Annotated in this window: 13 protein-coding genes and 1 pseudogene; 6 read left to right on the top strand and 8 right to left on the bottom strand. The window is 57.4% G+C overall.

The annotated features are described in order from the left end of the window. Positions 1–2: 2 nt before the first annotated feature. The 7 genes from VI25_RS17530 to VI25_RS17500 form a co-directional block, all read right to left on the bottom strand. The gene (locus tag VI25_RS17530; protein ID WP_052695445.1) at positions 3–539 is read right to left on the bottom strand and encodes a hypothetical protein; all 537 of its coding nucleotides are present in this window, start codon (positions 537–539) and stop codon (positions 3–5) included. A gap of 633 nt (positions 540–1,172) precedes the next feature. Then, the gene (locus tag VI25_RS17520; RefSeq protein WP_045689804.1) at positions 1,173–1,736 is read right to left on the bottom strand and encodes a hypothetical protein; all 564 of its coding nucleotides are present in this window, start codon (positions 1,734–1,736) and stop codon (positions 1,173–1,175) included. A 38-nt stretch (positions 1,737–1,774) separates the two neighbouring features. Next, positions 1,775–4,099, bottom strand: coding sequence for a GH92 family glycosyl hydrolase (locus VI25_RS17515; RefSeq protein WP_045689803.1), 2,325 nt, complete (start codon positions 4,097–4,099; stop codon positions 1,775–1,777). 366 nt (positions 4,100–4,465) lie between these two features. Beyond that, positions 4,466–4,996 (bottom strand): nuclear transport factor 2 family protein, encoded by a 531-nt coding sequence (locus tag VI25_RS17510; RefSeq protein ID WP_082455640.1) that lies wholly within the window; start codon positions 4,994–4,996, stop codon positions 4,466–4,468. A 288-nt stretch (positions 4,997–5,284) separates the two neighbouring features. Beyond that, the gene (locus VI25_RS17505; RefSeq protein ID WP_316934356.1) at positions 5,285–7,219 is read right to left on the bottom strand and encodes an ABC transporter permease; all 1,935 of its coding nucleotides are present in this window, start codon (positions 7,217–7,219) and stop codon (positions 5,285–5,287) included. 168 nt (positions 7,220–7,387) lie between these two features. Further along, positions 7,388–7,846, bottom strand: coding sequence for a hypothetical protein (locus tag VI25_RS28605; RefSeq protein ID WP_316934355.1), 459 nt, complete (start codon positions 7,844–7,846; stop codon positions 7,388–7,390). Further along, positions 7,843–8,544, bottom strand: coding sequence for an ABC transporter ATP-binding protein (locus tag VI25_RS17500; protein ID WP_045690085.1), 702 nt, complete (start codon positions 8,542–8,544; stop codon positions 7,843–7,845). The genes VI25_RS28605 and VI25_RS17500 overlap by 4 nt, the downstream gene beginning before the upstream one ends. A gap of 154 nt (positions 8,545–8,698) precedes the next feature. On the opposite strand from VI25_RS17500, the gene VI25_RS17495 reads away from it, so the two are divergent. The 5 genes and pseudogenes from VI25_RS17495 to lysA all read left to right on the top strand — a co-directional run bounded on the left by VI25_RS17495 (position 8,699) and on the right by lysA (position 14,395). Next, positions 8,699–9,427: an arylesterase gene (locus tag VI25_RS17495; protein ID WP_045690086.1), complete on the top strand. Its 729-nt coding sequence runs from the start codon at positions 8,699–8,701 to the stop codon at positions 9,425–9,427. A 448-nt stretch (positions 9,428–9,875) separates the two neighbouring features. Then, positions 9,876–11,300, top strand: coding sequence for a carbohydrate-binding protein (locus VI25_RS17490; protein ID WP_052695527.1), 1,425 nt, complete (start codon positions 9,876–9,878; stop codon positions 11,298–11,300). 120 nt (positions 11,301–11,420) lie between these two features. Beyond that, a complete protein-coding gene (locus VI25_RS17485; protein ID WP_045690087.1) occupies positions 11,421–11,699 on the top strand; it encodes a hypothetical protein in 279 nt (92 codons plus the stop codon). 143 nt (positions 11,700–11,842) lie between these two features. Next, positions 11,843–13,164, top strand: a pseudogene (locus VI25_RS17480) (aspartate kinase). Positions 13,165–13,252: 88 nt separating this feature from the next. Then, on the top strand, positions 13,253–14,395 hold the full coding sequence (gene lysA, locus VI25_RS17475; protein WP_045690088.1) for a diaminopimelate decarboxylase: 1,143 nt from the start codon (positions 13,253–13,255) through the stop codon (positions 14,393–14,395). 69 nt (positions 14,396–14,464) lie between these two features. On the opposite strand, the gene VI25_RS17470 is transcribed toward lysA, so the two are convergent. Further along, positions 14,465–16,105 (bottom strand): ArnT family glycosyltransferase, encoded by a 1,641-nt coding sequence (locus VI25_RS17470; protein ID WP_161806968.1) that lies wholly within the window; start codon positions 16,103–16,105, stop codon positions 14,465–14,467. Between the two features lie 270 nt (positions 16,106–16,375). Between VI25_RS17470 and VI25_RS17465 the strand changes: the two genes are divergently transcribed. Continuing rightward, positions 16,376–17,523, top strand: a 1,148-nt coding sequence (locus VI25_RS17465) for an NAD(P)H-binding protein (RefSeq protein WP_055562698.1), incomplete at its 3' end; no start/stop codon positions are given.

Below are 17,523 nucleotides of genomic sequence, written 5' to 3'. Positions count from 1 at the left end.
ACCTACCCTGAGCTAGCTGGGCTGTACTGAGCACCAGGCGCACCCACATGCCACTGCTTACGCCGGTGGTTAAACAAGGCGGCTCCCGGTAGCATAACTGCTAGCAGAGAGAAGCTAGCCACTTCCCAGAAGTGGAGGCCCGGCAGGCGTACCAGCACTTCGGCCACCAAGGCCACGTACAGTTCCAGCACCGACAAGTACATAAAACTGTAGTGCAGCTGCCGCCAGGAGCGCACTGGTTTCTTGCGCAGTACGGGCGCCATTCCTAGGACCAGCGTAACGGAGCTGAGGAGCGCGGCCACGTGAAAAATACCGAAGCCGTGGTATTGCCGGTAAATGGCAAATGAAGTGGTGAGCATCAGGGTCATACTACCCACGTAGCCGTACCCGAACCGCTTGTGCAGGGCACCTCGCTTGGCTAGCAGCAGCACCGCAGTCCCCAGAATTAACGAAGCTAATGCCGCTACCAGATGTAGTAACCCCCAACTGCTATAAACTACTGTAGGCATGCGGTAGGCGGCTTGGTCGGCAGCCGTCACGGCGTGCTCAAGACAAAGTCAAGGGAATAAGGGAAACTAGCTATGTGCGTTTGCTAGCAAAACAGTAGGCCCCCCATATTGTTCTTTTCGCCACTAGGGGCAGGGATTACATCCCCGCATGTCAACCCAGCCCCCTTAGCTTGCGTTATAGGGCCTACACACCATTTCCTTGTCAATCATGAGCATATTTGGTTCTGACCGCCAACCGAGCGGTACGCTAGGAGGTTTGCTTTCAGGTTTGTTTAATAGCTGGGGTGGCCAACGTGCTGCTGCTGGCGCTGTCCGTCCGGCTTCCGGTGGCTTTAACCGCAAGCTTGCTGGGGGTGCGCTGCTAGCAGCTGGCGCGGCGTATCTATACAATCGCAACAGAAATAAAAGCGTAAATACCCCCAGCTTTACCGGCAACGAATAGCCTATTCGTTGCAACAACAAAATCCCCGCTTCGCGCTGCAACAGGCACGAAGCGGGGATTTCTTTTGAGCTGATGTTCACTTCTTATAAGGCCTTACGCTCAGTACGCTTTACCTCAGGTCACCTCACGGTTAGTACTTCTACTATATAAACGTGTTTGCCGCTCTGGTTTTTTACCGTGATGCGGAAGGTTTTGCCGTTTTCCAGATTTAACGGGGCGTGTCAGCACTGATTAGGCGCAAACGCTTTGTCTAACAGAGCAATTACTTCTTCTGTCGGCCTAGCCTCAGCGTCTAGCTTAGTCAGAGGCACCACTACTTTAGGAAACTCATCCACAAAACGCATTTCCTCAAATGCAGGAATGCGGTGCTGCTGCATAATCTGCTCGAAGTGCTGCCGGTCTACGCCCCATACTTTGACAAACTTCGATTCGGCTACGTAGGCTTCCATTAGCGTTTTTTCATCTTCATAGATGAGGCCGAATTCTAGGAAGCAGTCTTGGACTAACTCCTTTTGCAGAGAGGCTAACTTTCCCAATACAAGTGCCTTATCCTGATACTCGCCATGTGTCACTTCATCTTCGTATGGACAGAAGATACAAGCACATACGCTGGGCAGCATAGCTGCTAGGTCTGTGAATAACTCCCATAAACGGGAGTTATTCACATTCACCTCGGCATAGAAGCGAAACAGTTGCTCGGGGTCTTCTACTTCCGTCAGCACAAAACCTTCAACGAACTCTACTTCCTGCCACGCATCAATTGTATCCCAATAGGAACGCGGCACGTCACTTTTTCCCGCAAATCGGGTCGTTCTAGGTATTTCTAGGCTTGACATGGCTTTGTATATTTCTCACGGCCGCGCGGCATCGTAAACACCAGCTCTCCGCCGTTCATAATGGCCTCGTGCGCGAGGAAGGGGCGGGTGAGCTTTTGGCCGTTGAGGCGGGCTTCCTTCACGTAGACGTTTTTGTCGCTCTGGTTCTTCACCGTGATGCGGAAGGTCTTGCCGTTTTCCAGGTTCAATACCGCGCCGTGCACGGCGGGGCTGCCCAGGGCGTATTCCGGGGAGCCGGGCGCGACGGGGTAGAAGCCCAGGGCGGAGAAGATATACCAGGCCGACATCTGCCCGCAGTCGTCGTTACCGCCGAGGCCGTCGGGCGTGGGGCGGTACATCTTGGGCAGAATCATGCGTACCCGAGCCTGGGTTTTGTAGGGCTGGTCCGTCCAGTTGTAGAGGTAGGCGGCGTGGTGGGCGGGCTCGTTGCCGTGCACGTAGTTGCCAATGATGCCCTCGCGGCTGATATCCTCGGTTTCAGCGAAGAACTTGTCGGGCAGATTCATCGTGAACAGCGAATCGAGGTGCTCGGTGAAGCGACGGTTGCCGCCCATTTTGGCGATAAGCGCCGTGGGGTCCTGGGGCACGTAGAGGCTGTAATTCCACGCATTGCCCTCAATGAAGCCCTGGTTGTGGGTACTCAGCACGTCGAACTCCTTGCGGAAACTACCGTCGGCAAGCTTAGGGCGCATAAAGCCGATGCGCTGATCGTACACATTCTGCCAGTTCTGAGCCCGCTTGCTGAACTCCTGGTAGATATCCTGCCGATTGAGTTTCTGAGCCATCTGGGCAATGCACCAGTCGTCGTAGGCATATTCCAAGGTTTTAGAAACCGAGGAGCCGCTTTTGTCCTCGGGCACGTAGCCCAGCTGCATGTAGTAGCCAATGCCATCGTAGCGGGCCGTACGGGCCGTAGTCACGCAAGCGTCAAGGGCCTTATTGGCATCAAAGGGAGCATTGCCTTTCAGCACAGCATCGGCAATAACGGGCACGGAGTGGTAGCCAATCATGCACCAGTTTTCATTGGCATAATGGCTCCAAATAGGCAGCATGCGCTCCACGCTCTGGTCAAAGTGGGCCAGCATGGAGCGAATCATATCGGCGTTGCGCTTGGGTTGCAGCACGTTGAACAGCGGGTGCAGGGCGCGGTACGTGTCCCAGAGCGAGAAGGTAGTATAGTTGGTGAAGCCGTCTGCCCGGTGGTTGTTCTGGTCGAGGCCGCGGTACTGCCCATCGGCGTCCATGTAGTTCGTGGGGCTCAGAAAGGCGTGATACATGGCCGTGTAGAAGTTCTCCTTATCTACCTTCTTCGGCGACGTGATGACCACTTTGCTTAGCTCCTGCTGCCAGAGTTGCTGGGCCTGGGCTTTCACCTTGTTGAAGTCCCAACCCGGTGCTTCGGTACGTAGGTTTTGGAGGGCGCCGGCAGTGCTCACGGGCGAGAGAGCAAACTTCACTTTCACCTTTTCGCCGGGCGCGGTGGTCTTAAAGTTGAAGTACATGCGCAGTTGCTCGCCGGCCAAGTCGGGGAAGTTCTTCGTCTGGTCAAACTTGCCCCAAAAGCCGCGGTAGGCCTGCTTCTTGACGTAATTGCGGCTACCGTACTCGGCAAAGGGCCTTGAGAACGTCATGGCGAAGTACACCGTGCGGGTGCGGGCCCAGCCATTGGTTTGGCGGTAGCCGGTCACGAGGGTATCATTTTCTACCCGCACGAAGGTCCACACGTTCTTGTCCGGGTAGTTGTAGATGCCATGCATCAAGTCCACAATCAGGTGGGCCTGATCAGTGGTCTGGGGGAAAGTGTACTGGTGCATTCCCACGCGGTTGGTAGCGGTCAGCTCAGCCAAGATGTCGTGGTCTTGCAGGCGCACGCGGTAGTAGCCTGGCTCCGCTACCTCCGTATCGTGGCGAAAACGGGAGCGGTAACCACGCTCAGGTTGGGTAGCCGTGCCGGGATTCAGCTGGAGCGCCCCCGTAGTAGGCATCACAAGAAAGTCGCCGAGGTCGGAGTGGCCGGTACCGCTGAAGTGGGTGTGGCTAAATCCTACAATGGTAGGGTCAGTATACTGGTAGCCAGCGCAGTACTTGTACACATCAGGGTTGTACTTGCCGTCCTGCTCGTAGCTAAGGGTGTCGGTATCGGGCGATAGCTGCACCATACCGAAGGGCACAGTAGCCCCCGGAAATGTATGTCCCATCTTCGCCGTCCCGACTATCGGATGGGCATACTGCACCAAATTTTCAGTAGGCTTTGAGGTTTGGGCGAGGGTAGGCAGGGCCGTGAGCAGCGCGGCCAGCAGCAGGAGTTTCATTAGCTTCTGGAAAGGCGGTTGAGGATAGCAAGGTAATGCTAAATGGTTTTAGCAAGTCTCTCTTCCTTGGGTATATCCCGGTTTATGTATTCACGCAGATGTAGGATTGTAATATAGATACTAGTCCCTAAGCTCACCTGTGACCATAGCTTTCATGGTGGCAGCGTAGCAATCAAAAGTATACCTATGTGCTCGACAATGACGAACCGACGCTCCAAGCCAGCATTCGCTCAGGTTAGTTTAACCTTACACTCCAGAAGTAGTGGGCAGTTCTCAACCATCGTAGTAATAAGCCTTGCCCATCTAGCATTGCTTATTAAGGACTGAGACATCTTAGCTCTTCTATCGGTAGGCAATAGTAGCCTCTCAATGCCCGTAGCTTACTACCCGCGTCACTTTCCACTGCCCGTCGCGTAGGCGCCACACCATCATGTTTTTGAAGGTACCGCAGTCGTCTTTGCCGTTCTCGACGTGGCAGAAGCGGTGTTGGTAGGTTTCCACGGCGCCGTAGCCGCTGATCGGGTAGACTTCCAGCGTGCCAGGCACGAGCTGGCGGTTCAGGCCGGTCGTTTTGTTCTGGTCAAACAGAGATTGGAAGCCTTGCATGGTTTGCTGAAAGTCAGCCAGGCCGCCTTTGTCGTGGTAGAACTCCAGGTCCTCAGCGAAGAAGGTTTGGAGTTGAGTTAGATCGTGGCGGTTAAATGCTTCAAACATGGCACTATCCTGACGGGCGATGGTGCGGTACAACGCTTTATCAACAGCTACCGATGGCCCTGCCTGAGGTACCAAACCCGGCTTGGCCGCTGAGCAGGACGCCATACTGAGTGTCAGCAGCATACCAAACCAGTAGCCTATTCCCTGCCGCCCCAGCCGACATTTTCCTTGGATCTTGTTCATACCTAACAACTATGAAAACCCGCCTCTTTATTCCGCACAGTACTGGAGATGCCGACGAGCCGGGGCGTTGCATACTACCAGCAGGCTACTAGAGTAACACAAGATAAGCGGGCGCACTTCCCCAACGCAACCGGACAGCTACGTTCAGGTGAAAACATACAATCAGAAGTCAAAGCTGATCGAACCGTCTCTACTACTTGGTGGATAGTAATACAGACAACGTGGTAGAGATGCTTCAACCAGCTTGAGCCAATTGTTCTGCTTACCTCAACAACTTTTACGTACTCCTTACCCCGCTTCACCGCGCAATATCTCCAGCGGAGGGCGCGTCAGTACATCACGGCTGTTGAATAGGCCAATGAGGACGGTGAGAATAGTAGTACCCAAGGCCAGTAGTAGTAAAGGCACCACCGACGGGGCGAAAGGAACTTCAAATACCCAGCGTGCCAACGCCCACGCGGCACCAATGGAGAGCACCAGCCCAGCCCCGGCCGCCAGTATACCCAGCAAAGCGTATTCCACTAGCGTGATGCGCAGAATCTGCCGACGACTGGCTCCTAAAGTGCGCAGCAGCACGCTTTCTTGCACGCGCTGGTAGCGGCTCACTACCACGGAGCTGGCCAGTACTAGAAGGCCAGTAGCAATGCTAAACAACGCCATGAAGCGAATCACAAAGGAAATTTTGCTCAGGATATCGTCCAGGGTTTGTAAGATCAAGCCTAGATCAATGGCCGATACGTTGGGGTAGCGGCTCACCAACTCTCGTTGCACAGCTCCGAGCACGGCGTTGTTGGGCACGCGGGTCATGAGGGCGTCAAACTGTGGTGCATCTTCTAAAACGCCACTGGGAAACACAACCAGGAAGTTCGTTTGCACGCGCGACCAGTCTACCGTGCGGGTGCCGCTCACAATAGTGGCTAGAGGCACTCCTTGCACGTTGAAGGTCAGGGTATCGCCCAGAGTTAAGCGTAGGCGCTTGAAGTACCCATCTTCCATAGAAATTCGGGGCGTCCCGTCGGCGCCTAAGGACGGTGCCTGGCCCGTTTCTAGCTTTTCGGAGGCAATAAGCTGGTTGCGGTACGTCACGCGATACTCCCGGCTAAAGGCCCGCTTGAGCCCACCCCGAGCGGTATCCTGGCGGAAGTCGGCGCTGGTGCGGCCGTTGATGGCGGCCAGTCGCATGGTTACGACTGGAACTTGTTGAAGAATGGGCAGTTGCCGCTGCTTGAGGAGCTGGCTGATGCCCACCCGTTGGCCGGGCTGAATGTCAAATAGCACCAGGTTGGGTTGCTCGCCGCTGGCTGCCAGCTGTACCCGGCCTAGCAGCAAGCCCTGCAATAGGTAGAGGGTAGCCAGCAGAAACACACCCAAGCCAATAGAAACTACTAGCGTAATGGTCTGGTTGTTGGGGCGGTACAGGTTGGCCAGTCCCTGCCGCCATACGTAGCTCCACGAGGTAGGAAAGTAACGGCGTACCATCCAGCGCAGCCCCTGGCCCAAGGCGGCCAACGCCCCAAATGCTACCAGTAAACCACCCGCAAAGCCCAAGGCCTGTTTGGCGTCGCGGGTTTGCAGGTACGCAAATCCCGTAATGAAGGCCGCAATCAGCCCAAACACCACGAAGCGCAGCGGATCGGGCCGGGTAGCATCTTCCTCAAAGGAAGCACGCAACGTACGCAAGGGCGATACGCGCCGAATACTCAGCAAGGGCAGTAGGGCAAATAGTATGGCCACTAATACTCCCGTGATAATGCCCTGAACCACCGCCGCCCACGATACGGCGACTTGCACAGCAACGGGCAAGAAACCCGCAAATACGCGGGGAAGCAGTAACTGCACCATTGTGCCCAGCCCCGCCCCCACTACGGCTCCTACCAAGCCCATGAGAGCTATCTGAAGCAGATAAATCTGGACGGCTTGCCAGCCACTGGCGCCCAGGCAGCGCAAAACGGCCACCGCAGCTACTTTTTCCCGCACGTACAGGCTCACCGCGCTAGCTACCCCCACGCAGCCGAGCAGCAGGGCTACAAAGGCTACTAGGTTCAGAAACCGGGTGAGGTCGGCAAAAGAACGGCCGGTTTGCTTTTTGCGACTGGCTACGGTGTCGGTATCCAGATTTGCTTCCTCGAAGCGAGCTTCCAGAGGCTTGATAAGGGCCTCCACATCGGTGCCGGGCGCAAACTGGTAGTAGGTGCGGTACTGGATGCGGCTGCCGCGCTGCACGAGCCAGTTTGCGCCAGCAGCCCCCCAGGAATAAACACCGTGGGCGCCACGGCCGCACTAAAGCCCGACTGCCCCGGCGTTTTGAGCACCCGCCCGGCAATACGAAATGTGAGCTTCCCTACCTTAATAGAGTCGCCGGGACGGGCGTTGAACTGCACCAGAAGCGCATCATCCACCAAGCCAGGCGCTGCCCTGGTCCTGCTGCTTGCCGGAACAGGGGCACCGCGCCGGCCGGCTGCACTTCCCACGTGCCGTAGTACGGAAAGCCGCCCGTAAGGGCCCGCACCTGCGCCAGCCGTACCCCCTGCCTTTCGGGAACTGCACGAGGGAGGCAAATGCTACCTCATTGCTGCGGGTACCCCCTAGCCCACGCAGCGTGGGCTGCAACTCAGCCCTAACCGGCTGGGTAGACGAGATTACCAAATCGGCACCCACCAGCTCGCGTGCTTGCTCGTTGATGCTACGGGCCAGGTTGTCGCCGAACCCGTTAATGCCCACTAGTGCCGCAATGCCCAGCACAATAGCTGAAATAAAAAGCAATAAGCGGGAGCGACTACGGCGGCTGTCGCGCCATGCCATGCGCCAGAGCCACCCCAGGCCTGGCCGCGCTTTCGGAAGGCTACTCATGAGGTGGGAGTAGGCGTTATGGCCCGGTCAGAGAAGGAATCGGATACTACGGTGCCCCCCTTGATGCGCACTACCCGCTGGGTCTTGGCGGCCAACTCCAGATCATGCGTCACCAACACCAACGTGGTACCAGCTTCGCGGTTCAGCTCAAACAGTAGCTCCACCACCGTGGCACTGGTATCGGCATCCAGGTTGCCGGTGGGCTCATCGGCAAACAGAATTTTAGGCCTGTTGGCGAAAGCCCGAGCCAGGGACACGCGCTGCTGCTCGCCCCCGGAAAGCTGGGTAGGGTAATGGTGGCCCCGGCCAGCCAACCCCACGCGCTCCAACAGGTTCTGCGCCGTTTTCTCGCCGCCCTGAATACCGCGTAGCTCCAGGGGTACCAGCACGTTTTCGAGGGCCGTGAGCGTGGGCAGTAGTTGAAAATTCTGGAAAATGAAGCCTACGTACTCGTTCCGCACCGCGGCGCGCTGATCTTCACTGAGGGTATCCAGCTGAATACCGTTGAGCCATACGCTGCCCGACGAAGCCCGGTCAAGGCCGGCGCACAGCCCCAGCAGGGTGGTTTTGCCGCTGCCCGAGGGGCCCACAATAGAAAAGGTGTCGCCGGGTTGCAGCTCGAAGCTGACGGACTCTAGCACAGTAAGCTGGCGCCCAGCACTGGCGTAGGATTTGGTAAGATTTTCGACTTTGAGCATGAAGCGAGAGTGAGAAAGCTACCCACCTGATGTAGGGCACGCCTTCGGAAGACAGATTAGGTTGGGAGTTGGGCCGACAGCAACTTGCTAGACGTTTCAACCACGCGGGTACCTTCTCCCGTTACGTACCAATCAGGAAAAGATTTCTTACCGCATGAAAACAGCTTCATTCTTCCTTCGCTGCTGGCTAGCACTTACCATACTGACCGGCTGCAATACGAACACCCAGCCGGCGACTGACCCGGCGGCTACTACCCCTCCCACCGCGGCCACGCCAAGTACCCCGGCTACCCCACCGGCCATTGGCAAGCAAACCATTTTGTTTTTTGGTAACAGCATTACGGCGGGCCTGGGAGTCGATCCGGAGGAGGCCTTCCCCGCCTTAGTAGGTCAGAAGATAGATTCCGCCGGCCTGGGTTACACCATTCAGAATGCGGGCCTTAGCGGCGAGACTACGGCCGGTGGCCGCAGCCGTGTGGGCTGGGTACTGCGCCGCCCGGTAGCGGTGTTTGTGCTGGAACTCGGCGGCAACGACGGCCTACGGGGCCTCCCCCTTTCCGACACGCGCCGCAACTTGCAGGCCATCATCGACACTGTACGCCGCCGTAGCCCCCAGGCACAAATTGTGCTGGCCGGCATGCAAATACCGCCCAACCTAGGCGCCGACTACGCCACGCAGTTCAAGCAACTCTACGCCGACTTGGCCCGGCAGAACAAGCTTGTTCTTATTCCTTTCCTGTTGGAAGGCGTGGGCGGGGTAGCCCGCCTGAATCAGCCAGATGGCATTCACCCCACGCCTGCCGGGCACCGCTTGGTAGCTCGCACCGTTTGGGCCATCTTGCAGCCTCTGCTGCAAAAACCAGCCGCTACCCAGCAGCCATAAGCTAAACTATGCACCAGGGGTGGCACACACTAGGCTGGTAACAGGACCGGAGCTTCACTTGCTAGCCCTGAGACAAAACCAGGAACATAGTAAAATTCTAATCTAAAAGATTCGGGCTTTTACCTCAAAAATGGGTTGTTCTTTAACCGGTGAGTTCCCACTCACCTAACCCAGCTCTTACCTTCACCGTTGCCCACTAGTGGCTGTTTTAGGTGTGACATAAGTGTATAACCCTGTTGCCTGACGGCACTAAAAAGGCCTTCTACTACGTGTAGAAGGCCTTTTTGTGTTTGCATTTGCAGTGCTTACGCCTGCATATTTGGAGAAGGCACGTTTTGAATTACGCAGTGCAGCGCTACTGCTTGCCGCTCTTCTCGCCGCTCAATACGGCCTGACGGGGCTTCACTTGTGCTACCCATTTGTTCTCTTTCCTACCAACCAAAACACCATGAAAAACACATTACGCACTCTTGTGGGCGCGGCGGCTCTGCTGCTACTCCGTCATTCCGCAGCCGAGGCGCAAACTTACCAGCAGGTTTGGGCCGATGAGTTCAACGGCAGCATTAGCTCCGATTGGGTATTTGAAACCGGCGGCGGCGGCTGGGGCAACAATGAGAAGCAATACTACCAGCGGGCCAATGCCACGGTAGCCAACGGCAACCTGCTCATCACGGCTAAGCGAGAAACCGTGGGCGGCATGCCCTACACCTCCGCCCGCATGAAAACCCAGGGTACCCGGGAGTTTAAATACGGCAAAATAGAGGCCCGCATGAAGCTTCCGTTGGGTCAAGGGCTGTGGCCTGCCTTCTGGATGCTGGGCGCCAACATCAACACCGTCAGTTGGCCTGCCTGCGGCGAAATTGATGTCATGGAGCACATCAACGCCGAAAACAAAGTGTACGGCACGGTACACTGGGACAGCAATGGCCACGCCGAGTACGGGGGCAATATCATTACGACACCCCAGGACTACCATGTATATACCGTGGAGTGGAACGCCAGCGCTATTCGCTGGTTTGTGGATGGCACCAAGTACCACGAAATCAATATTGCCAACGGCACCGGCAACACGGAGGAGTTTCAGCGCCCTTTCTTTCTGCTACTGAACCTGGCCGTGGCGGGCAACTGGCCCGGCCAAACCGTGGATGAAAGCAAGCTACCGGCCACCATGTACGTAGACTACGTGCGGGTATACCAGCTTACTTCCTCGCCGCCTCCTACCACCTCCAGCACAACCATTCAGGCCGAAAGCTACAGCTCAATGAACGGAGTACAACTGGAAACCACTTCCGATACTGGTGGCGGGCAGAACGTGGCCTACATTGACCAGGGTGATTGGATGGCGTATAGCAACGTTACGTTTCCTACCTCCGGCACCTACACCATTGACTACCGCGTGGCTAGCCCATCCGGTGGTACGCTTTCTTCGGACCTGAATGCGGGCTCTATCCAGTTGGGAAATACGACCATTCCAGCTACGGGCGGTTGGCAAAACTGGACTACGGTTTCTAAGACGGTGAGCATCAATGCGGGCACCTACAATTTCGGGGTATTCGCCCAAACCGGCGGCTGGAACCTCAACTGGATTCGCATCACCAAAACTGCGGCCCGCACGGCCCTGGCCTCTACTGATGCCCAAGTCTCCGCTGACTTAAAGCTGTACCCAAATCCCGCAACCGACCAGCTGCGCGTGGAGGCAGCCGGCAGCCTAACGGGTAGCCACTACCAGATTTTAGATGCCAGTGGCAAGACCGTGGGCACCGGAGCACTGCAATCTTCTACCGTCAATGTATCGGCACTGAAAGCCGGCATGTACTTGTTGCAAATTCAAACCAGCAAGGGCGAAATACTAACGCGCCGCTTTAGCAAGTAGGCCGTCCTGAGCAGGAAATTATTGCTCTACCCGGGGGTAAAGAGTGCCTTTGCTACTTCGATGGGCAGAGCTATTCTTTACCCCCTAGTAGTTTGATAAGGGCATGAAAACCCTACGCTTATGCAAGGCCGCTACGGGAAAATTTTGCCTGAGCCGCTGGTCTTTGCCACGAAAACGCTTTACTTGCGGCCGCAAATGGATGCCGCCGCCTCGTTTGGCACCGGTCCATTGCCCGAACATATGACTCTTGCTACTACCGTATGTACCTCTCGCCTAGCGCTGGCTGTTGCCAGCCCAGTAGGCGTGTGCGTACTGGTAAGCAAGGGTAGCAAGCACATGGCGGGCTCGTCCGCGGGCCTGCTGATGGTCAAGAAATCGAAGAAACGTAACCCGATCTGACCGTCGCACCTGTTCGTCGTACCCGAATATGAATGTAAGCGCCGGTCCTCCCAGGATCGGCGCTTTTTTTTTTACCCTTACTTGCTTTCGCCCGCAACCTCTTGGGCTTTTCACCGCCACTTACCTCCCGTTTTTCACCGTTTATGAAAGTTTTAAAGTTTGGCGGCACGTCCGTCGGGTCGGCGCAACGCATGCGCGAAGTAGCAGAGCTGATTCATGCCCCGCAGGAGCGCCGCATTGTGGTACTCTCGCTATGTCGGGCACTACCAATGCGTTGGTGGAAATTGGCCGCCTGCTGTACGCCGGCGACACCGCTGCGGCCACGGCCAGCATTGAAGCCCTGCGCCAGCGCTACCACCAGGTAGCCAGCGAGCTGCTCCCCGACCCGGCCGTAGCCACGGAAGCCATTCAAGACCTCGATCAGCGGTTTGAAGCAGTGCGGGAACTGACGCACGCGCCGCTTTCTGCCGATGGGGAACGGGTAATTCTAGCCCAGGGTGAGCTGCTCAGCACCCTGCTCTTCCACCGCTACTACACCCGCGTGCTGGGCCGGTCGGCGGTGCTACTGCCAGCGCTGGACTTTATGCGCCTCGACCAAGACGAGGAGCCGGATGCGGCTTTCATTCGGGAACACCTGGCTACTACGCTGGCTCCGCACGCTGCGCAGTCGCTATTTATTACCCAGGGCTACATCTGCCGCAGTGCCCAAGGCCACATCGACAACCTAAAGCGCGGGGGTTCTGACTATTCGGCTTCCCTGATTGGGGCTGCTGCCGATGCTTCCGAAATCCAGATCTGGACGGACATTGACGGCTTGCACAACAATGACCCGCGCGTAGTGGAGGGCACCTACCCCATCCGGGAGCTGTCGTTCGACGAGGCCGCGGAGTTAGCCTACTTCGGGGCTAAGATTCTACACCCCAGTTCGGTGCTCCCCGCCCGCCAGCACGGCATTCCAGTGCGCCTGCTCAACACCATGCAGCCCGACGCACCCGGCACCCTTATTTCGGCTAAAACTGGCGCCGAAGCCATCAAGGCCGTTGCGGCGAAAGACGGTATTACGGCCATCAACGTGAAGTCGAGCCGTATGCTACTGGCCCACGGTTTCCTGCGCACCCTATTTGAGGTGTTTGAGCGGTACCGTACGTCCATCGACATGATTACAACTTCGGAAGTAGCCGTATCGCTTACTATCGACGATGCTACCCGCCTACCCCAGATTTTGGAGGAGCTACGCCGCTTCGGCACGGTGGAGGTAGACGAAAACCAGAGCATTATCTGCCTGGTGGGCAACCTGGAGCACGACGCCCACGGAGCCGCTAACCAAGCGTTTGCCGCCCTGCGCGACATTCCAGTGCGCATGATTAGCTACGGTGGCTCGCCTAACAACATCAGTATTCTGGTGCACACCAACGATAAAATGAGTGCCCTCAAGGCCCTCAATGCTGGCTTGTTTCAGCGGTAGTCCCATAGTATTCACTTCCAACCCCGCCTCACGTTGTGCGCAGGGCAGCTAGCGTGCTAGCGTTTGTTTTCGTCACCCGACTGTTGTCATGACTTTTCAACTTCCTGGGCAGCTGGCAACCCAGCCTACCCCTTTTTACTACTACGACCTTGCCCTGCTAGATCAGACCCTGACGGCTTTGCAAGCGGCCGCCCAACCGGGCAATTTTCAGGTGCACTACGCCCTGAAAGCAAATTTCAACCTGCCTATTTTGGCCCGCATCAAAGCCCACGGCCTGGGGGCCGACTGCGTGAGTGGTGGGGAAGTGCAACGCGCGTTGGAAGCGGGGTTCGCGCCCGACCACATCGTGTTTGCGGGGGTTGGCAAGTCTGATGCAGAAATCAACCTGGCCCTGGCCGCTGACATCTTCTGCTTTAATGCCGAATCGGTGCCGGAGTTGCAAGTGCTAAACGAACTAGCGGGGGGCCAGGGCCGCCGGGCGCGCGTGGCCCTGCGCATCAACCCTAACGTGGATGCGCATACCCACCCCCACATTACCACGGGTCTGGATGCCAATAAGTTCGGCATCAGCCTGCAAGACCTGGCCGGTGTGGTAGATAGCCTGGATAGCTTGCCGCACCTTGAGCTGGTAGGCCTGCACGCCCACATTGGCTCGCAGATTACGGAGCTGCACGTGTTTGCGGAGCTGAGCGCCAAGCTCAATGAATTGCAGAGCTGGCTGGAAGGCCGTGGCCACCAGCTACCCCACCTCAATGTGGGCGGCGGCCTGGGCATCAACTACCAAGACCCCGATGCGCAGCCCATCCCCGATTTTGCCGCCTACTTTGGCATGTTTACGCAGCACCTAGCTCGTCGCCCAGGCCAGCAGGTGCACGTGGAGTTGGGCCGGGCGGTGGTAGCGCAGTGCGGCACCTTGGTAAGCCGGGTGCTTTACGTGAAAGAAAGTCAGCAAGTGCGGTTCGCCATTCTTGATGCGGGCATGACGGAGCTGATTCGCCCGGCACTGTACGGTAGTCACCACCACATCCAGAACCTGAGCAGCCAGGGCGTGGCGCTACCCTACGATATCGTAGGCCCTATTTGTGAGTCGTCGGATACGTTTGCGAAGGGCACTCTCCTAGCCGAAACCAAGCGCGGCGACCTGATTGCCATTCGTTCGGCTGGGGCCTACGGCGAGGTAATGTCTTCGGGCTACAATCTGCGGGAAAAGGCCGCTGCGGTCTACCAATAGCCGTTTCTGAGAATCAACAATAAAAAAGGCTAGGCGTATTGCCTGGCCTTTTTTGTGCTAGGGGTACGGCTACCACCAAACCGTCCACTTTCCTAATTTTTGCTGCTGGCTGAAGTAGCGCAGCATCCACTGGCGTTCCGGGCGCAGTTCGCCCTTCACGAGCAACACGGGGTGTTGTAGCAGCAAGCTACCGAGGTAAGGCTCCTGCCGGGCGTCTTGCAGGTAAATCAGGTTCCGGCGCCAGGTGTCATTGCGCTCAAACTGGGTTTCCCGCTGCAGGCTAGAGTTACCGTCGTGCAAAGAAACGGGTAGCTTCTCCAGCTCGAAGGCCAAGGATGGCAGCAACTCGTTGTACACCAGCACTTGGCGGGTTTGCAGTTGCTTAGCGCGGATGAACTCGGCTAGTGGCCTGCTGCCGTTGAATGCCAGCTCATTTTGCTGCATAATGGGCTTGGCCGTGAGCAGCAATGTCACTGTAAACACCACCGTGGCGACCAACAGGCGGGGCGCAATGCGCACTTGGTTCCAGAGCGTGAGTAGCAACACCAGTACCAGCACTCCGGCGGCGGGCCACACCGTTGTAATGGGCTTGACCTCAAAGCCCAGGTCAACTACCGTAGTGAAGATGGGCAGCACGCAAAGTAAGCCGAGCAGCAACCCATAAAAGGCCACAATGCCCACGTACCACCGATGCAGTGCGGCTTCGGTGCAGCGCCCCAGGTAGTACACCGTGAGCAGCACTACCCCAGGAAATATGGGCAGCACGTACAGCAAGAGCTTGGATTTGGACAGTGAAAAGAACAGCAGCGGCACCAGCACCCAGAAAATCAGCACATTTTGCCACGGCCGAGGCACCGTACTCCAAGGCGTTTTGATGGCCCGTACAACCAGCGCTATGGCCCAGGGCAAGCTAGTAGCGGGAGCCAGCACGAGGTAAAACCACCAGGGCTTAGCTCGGTTGAAGGTGGCGGCGTTGGCAAAGCGCTCCACGGTGTGCTCAAACAAGAAATAGCGCAGAAAGGCCGAATTTTCGGCTACCAGGTAGCTATACCAGCTGAGGCCTACCACCAGAAATAACCCCAGGCCCAGCCAATGATGCCCCGTAAAAGGCCGCCTGATTTGCCCCTCTTTGAAGTAGTGCCCAACTACCGCCATCAGGGGCAACACAAAGCCTACGGGGCCTTTGGTGAGGAAAGCTAGCCCCAGCCCTACCCAAAATAGGTATAGCCACCGGGCCCCGCCTCCCGCGTAGTAGCGCAGAATACCGTACGCAGCGGCCAACTCTAGCGTGGCCAAGTAAGCGTCGGTGGTGACGTTGAGGGCCGAGATAAGCACCACTGGCAGCGTGCCATAGATAACGGCCGCGGCCAGCGCCCGGGCTCGGTCTTGCTGAAATAGCAGCAGCCCAAGCCCATACATGAGCACTACTTGCAGCAGCACGGCCAACACGGGCAGCAAGCGTACGCCCATGGTAGTTTTGCCGAACAGGCCCAGACCGGCCGCAGTAAGCCAATACGTGAGTGGGGGCTTGTGGAAGTGATAGATGCCTAGCAAGCGGGGGTGCAGCCAGTCCTGGCCGACTAGCATCTCACGCCCAATTTCCGAGTAGCGGGCTTCACTGCTTTCCAGCGGACCCCAGCTACCTAAGTTCAGCAAAAATGCCGCGCTCAATCCTAGAAGAAAAAGCCAGAGCCAGCGGCGGGAAGTCATGGGAAAAGGCATAAGGGGCAGCGCAGCTAGCAGGGTGAAACGGGGAGCAAAGTTAGCCACAAAGCTAGGCCGAAGTAAGGTTTGGCCCAGGCAGGGTGCCGGAATAGCGGCACCTAGTCTCTTAGGAACACGGCTGAGCCTAGGCATGCTGCGTAGGTCAGGCGCTACCCCTCGCCTAAGGCCGCACTACACAACTCAAAACTTACTCATAGTCAGCAACTAACCTGGCACTCACTGGTTACATGTGGCGTACCCACCTCGTCTGCTGCCATGAAAATTCTCCTTACCGGCGCCACCGGCTATATCGGTCAGCGCCTGCTGCCACTACTGGTAGAAATGGGTCACGAGGTAGTGTGCCTCGTGCGCGACCCGCGCCGCTTCGAGCTGCCTGCTGCTCTGGTTTCTCGCGTGACCGTAGCCGCCGGCGACCTGCTCAAGCCCGATTCATTGGCCGCCCTACCGCTCGACATTGAGGCGGCGTACTATTTGGTGCACTCCATGAGTGGGCACGACAAAAACTTCTACCGCTCGGAGCAGGAATCGGCCCGGCACTTTACTACCTACCTCAACCGCACTACCGCCCGCCAAGTCATCTACCTATCGGGCATTGCCAACGACCGGGCCCTGAGCACCCACCTTCGCTCCCGCCGGGCAGTAGAGGCTGTGCTGGAAGAAGCCCAAACGGCGGCCCTCACGGTACTGCGCGCCAGCATCATCATTGGGTCGGGGTCGGCTTCCTTTGAGATTATCCGCGACCTAGTGGAAAAGTTGCCCGTGATGGTGACACCGCGCTGGCTGAACTCGCGCTGCCAACCCATCGGCATCCGCGACGTGATGCACTACCTCACGGCCGTGCTGGACAACCCGGCTGCGCTGGGCTGTTCCTTTGATGTTGGTGGCCCTGATGTGCTTACCTACCGCCAGATGCTGCTGCAACTAGCCGCTGTGCGGGGCTACCGCCGCTACATTGTGACGGTGCCAGTGCTCACGCCCCGCCTGTCGTCGTGGTGGCTGTATTTGGTTACCAGCACCACCTTTTCCTTGGCCCAAAGCCTAGTGGAAAGCCTGCGCAACGACACGGTAATGGACCCTGCCCGCAGTATTGCCGCAGTGGTACCGCACGCGTGCATGGGCTACCAGGCCGCCGTGGAGCTGGCGTTTCAGCGCATTGAGCAGAACGAAGTGCTCAGCAGTTGGAGCGACGCTCTGAGTAGTGGCGTGATGCCCCGCAACTACATGGACCACATCCAGATTCCGCAGTACGGCTTGCTCACCGACCGCCAAACCCTGCGCTTTACCCGCCCCCTCCAGGAGGTGCTGCAAAATGTGTGGAGCATTGGGGGCGAGCGGGGCTGGTACAAGGTAGACTGGCTGTGGCGGGTGCGCGGCCTACTTGATAAGCTGGTGGGCGGCCCGGG

Origin of the sequence: Hymenobacter sp. AT01-02 (genome assembly GCF_000961955.2) — a bacterium.
Lineage (GTDB): Bacteria > Bacteroidota > Bacteroidia > Cytophagales > Hymenobacteraceae > Hymenobacter > Hymenobacter mucosus.
This window is presented reverse-complemented; position numbering and strand designations above follow the sequence as displayed.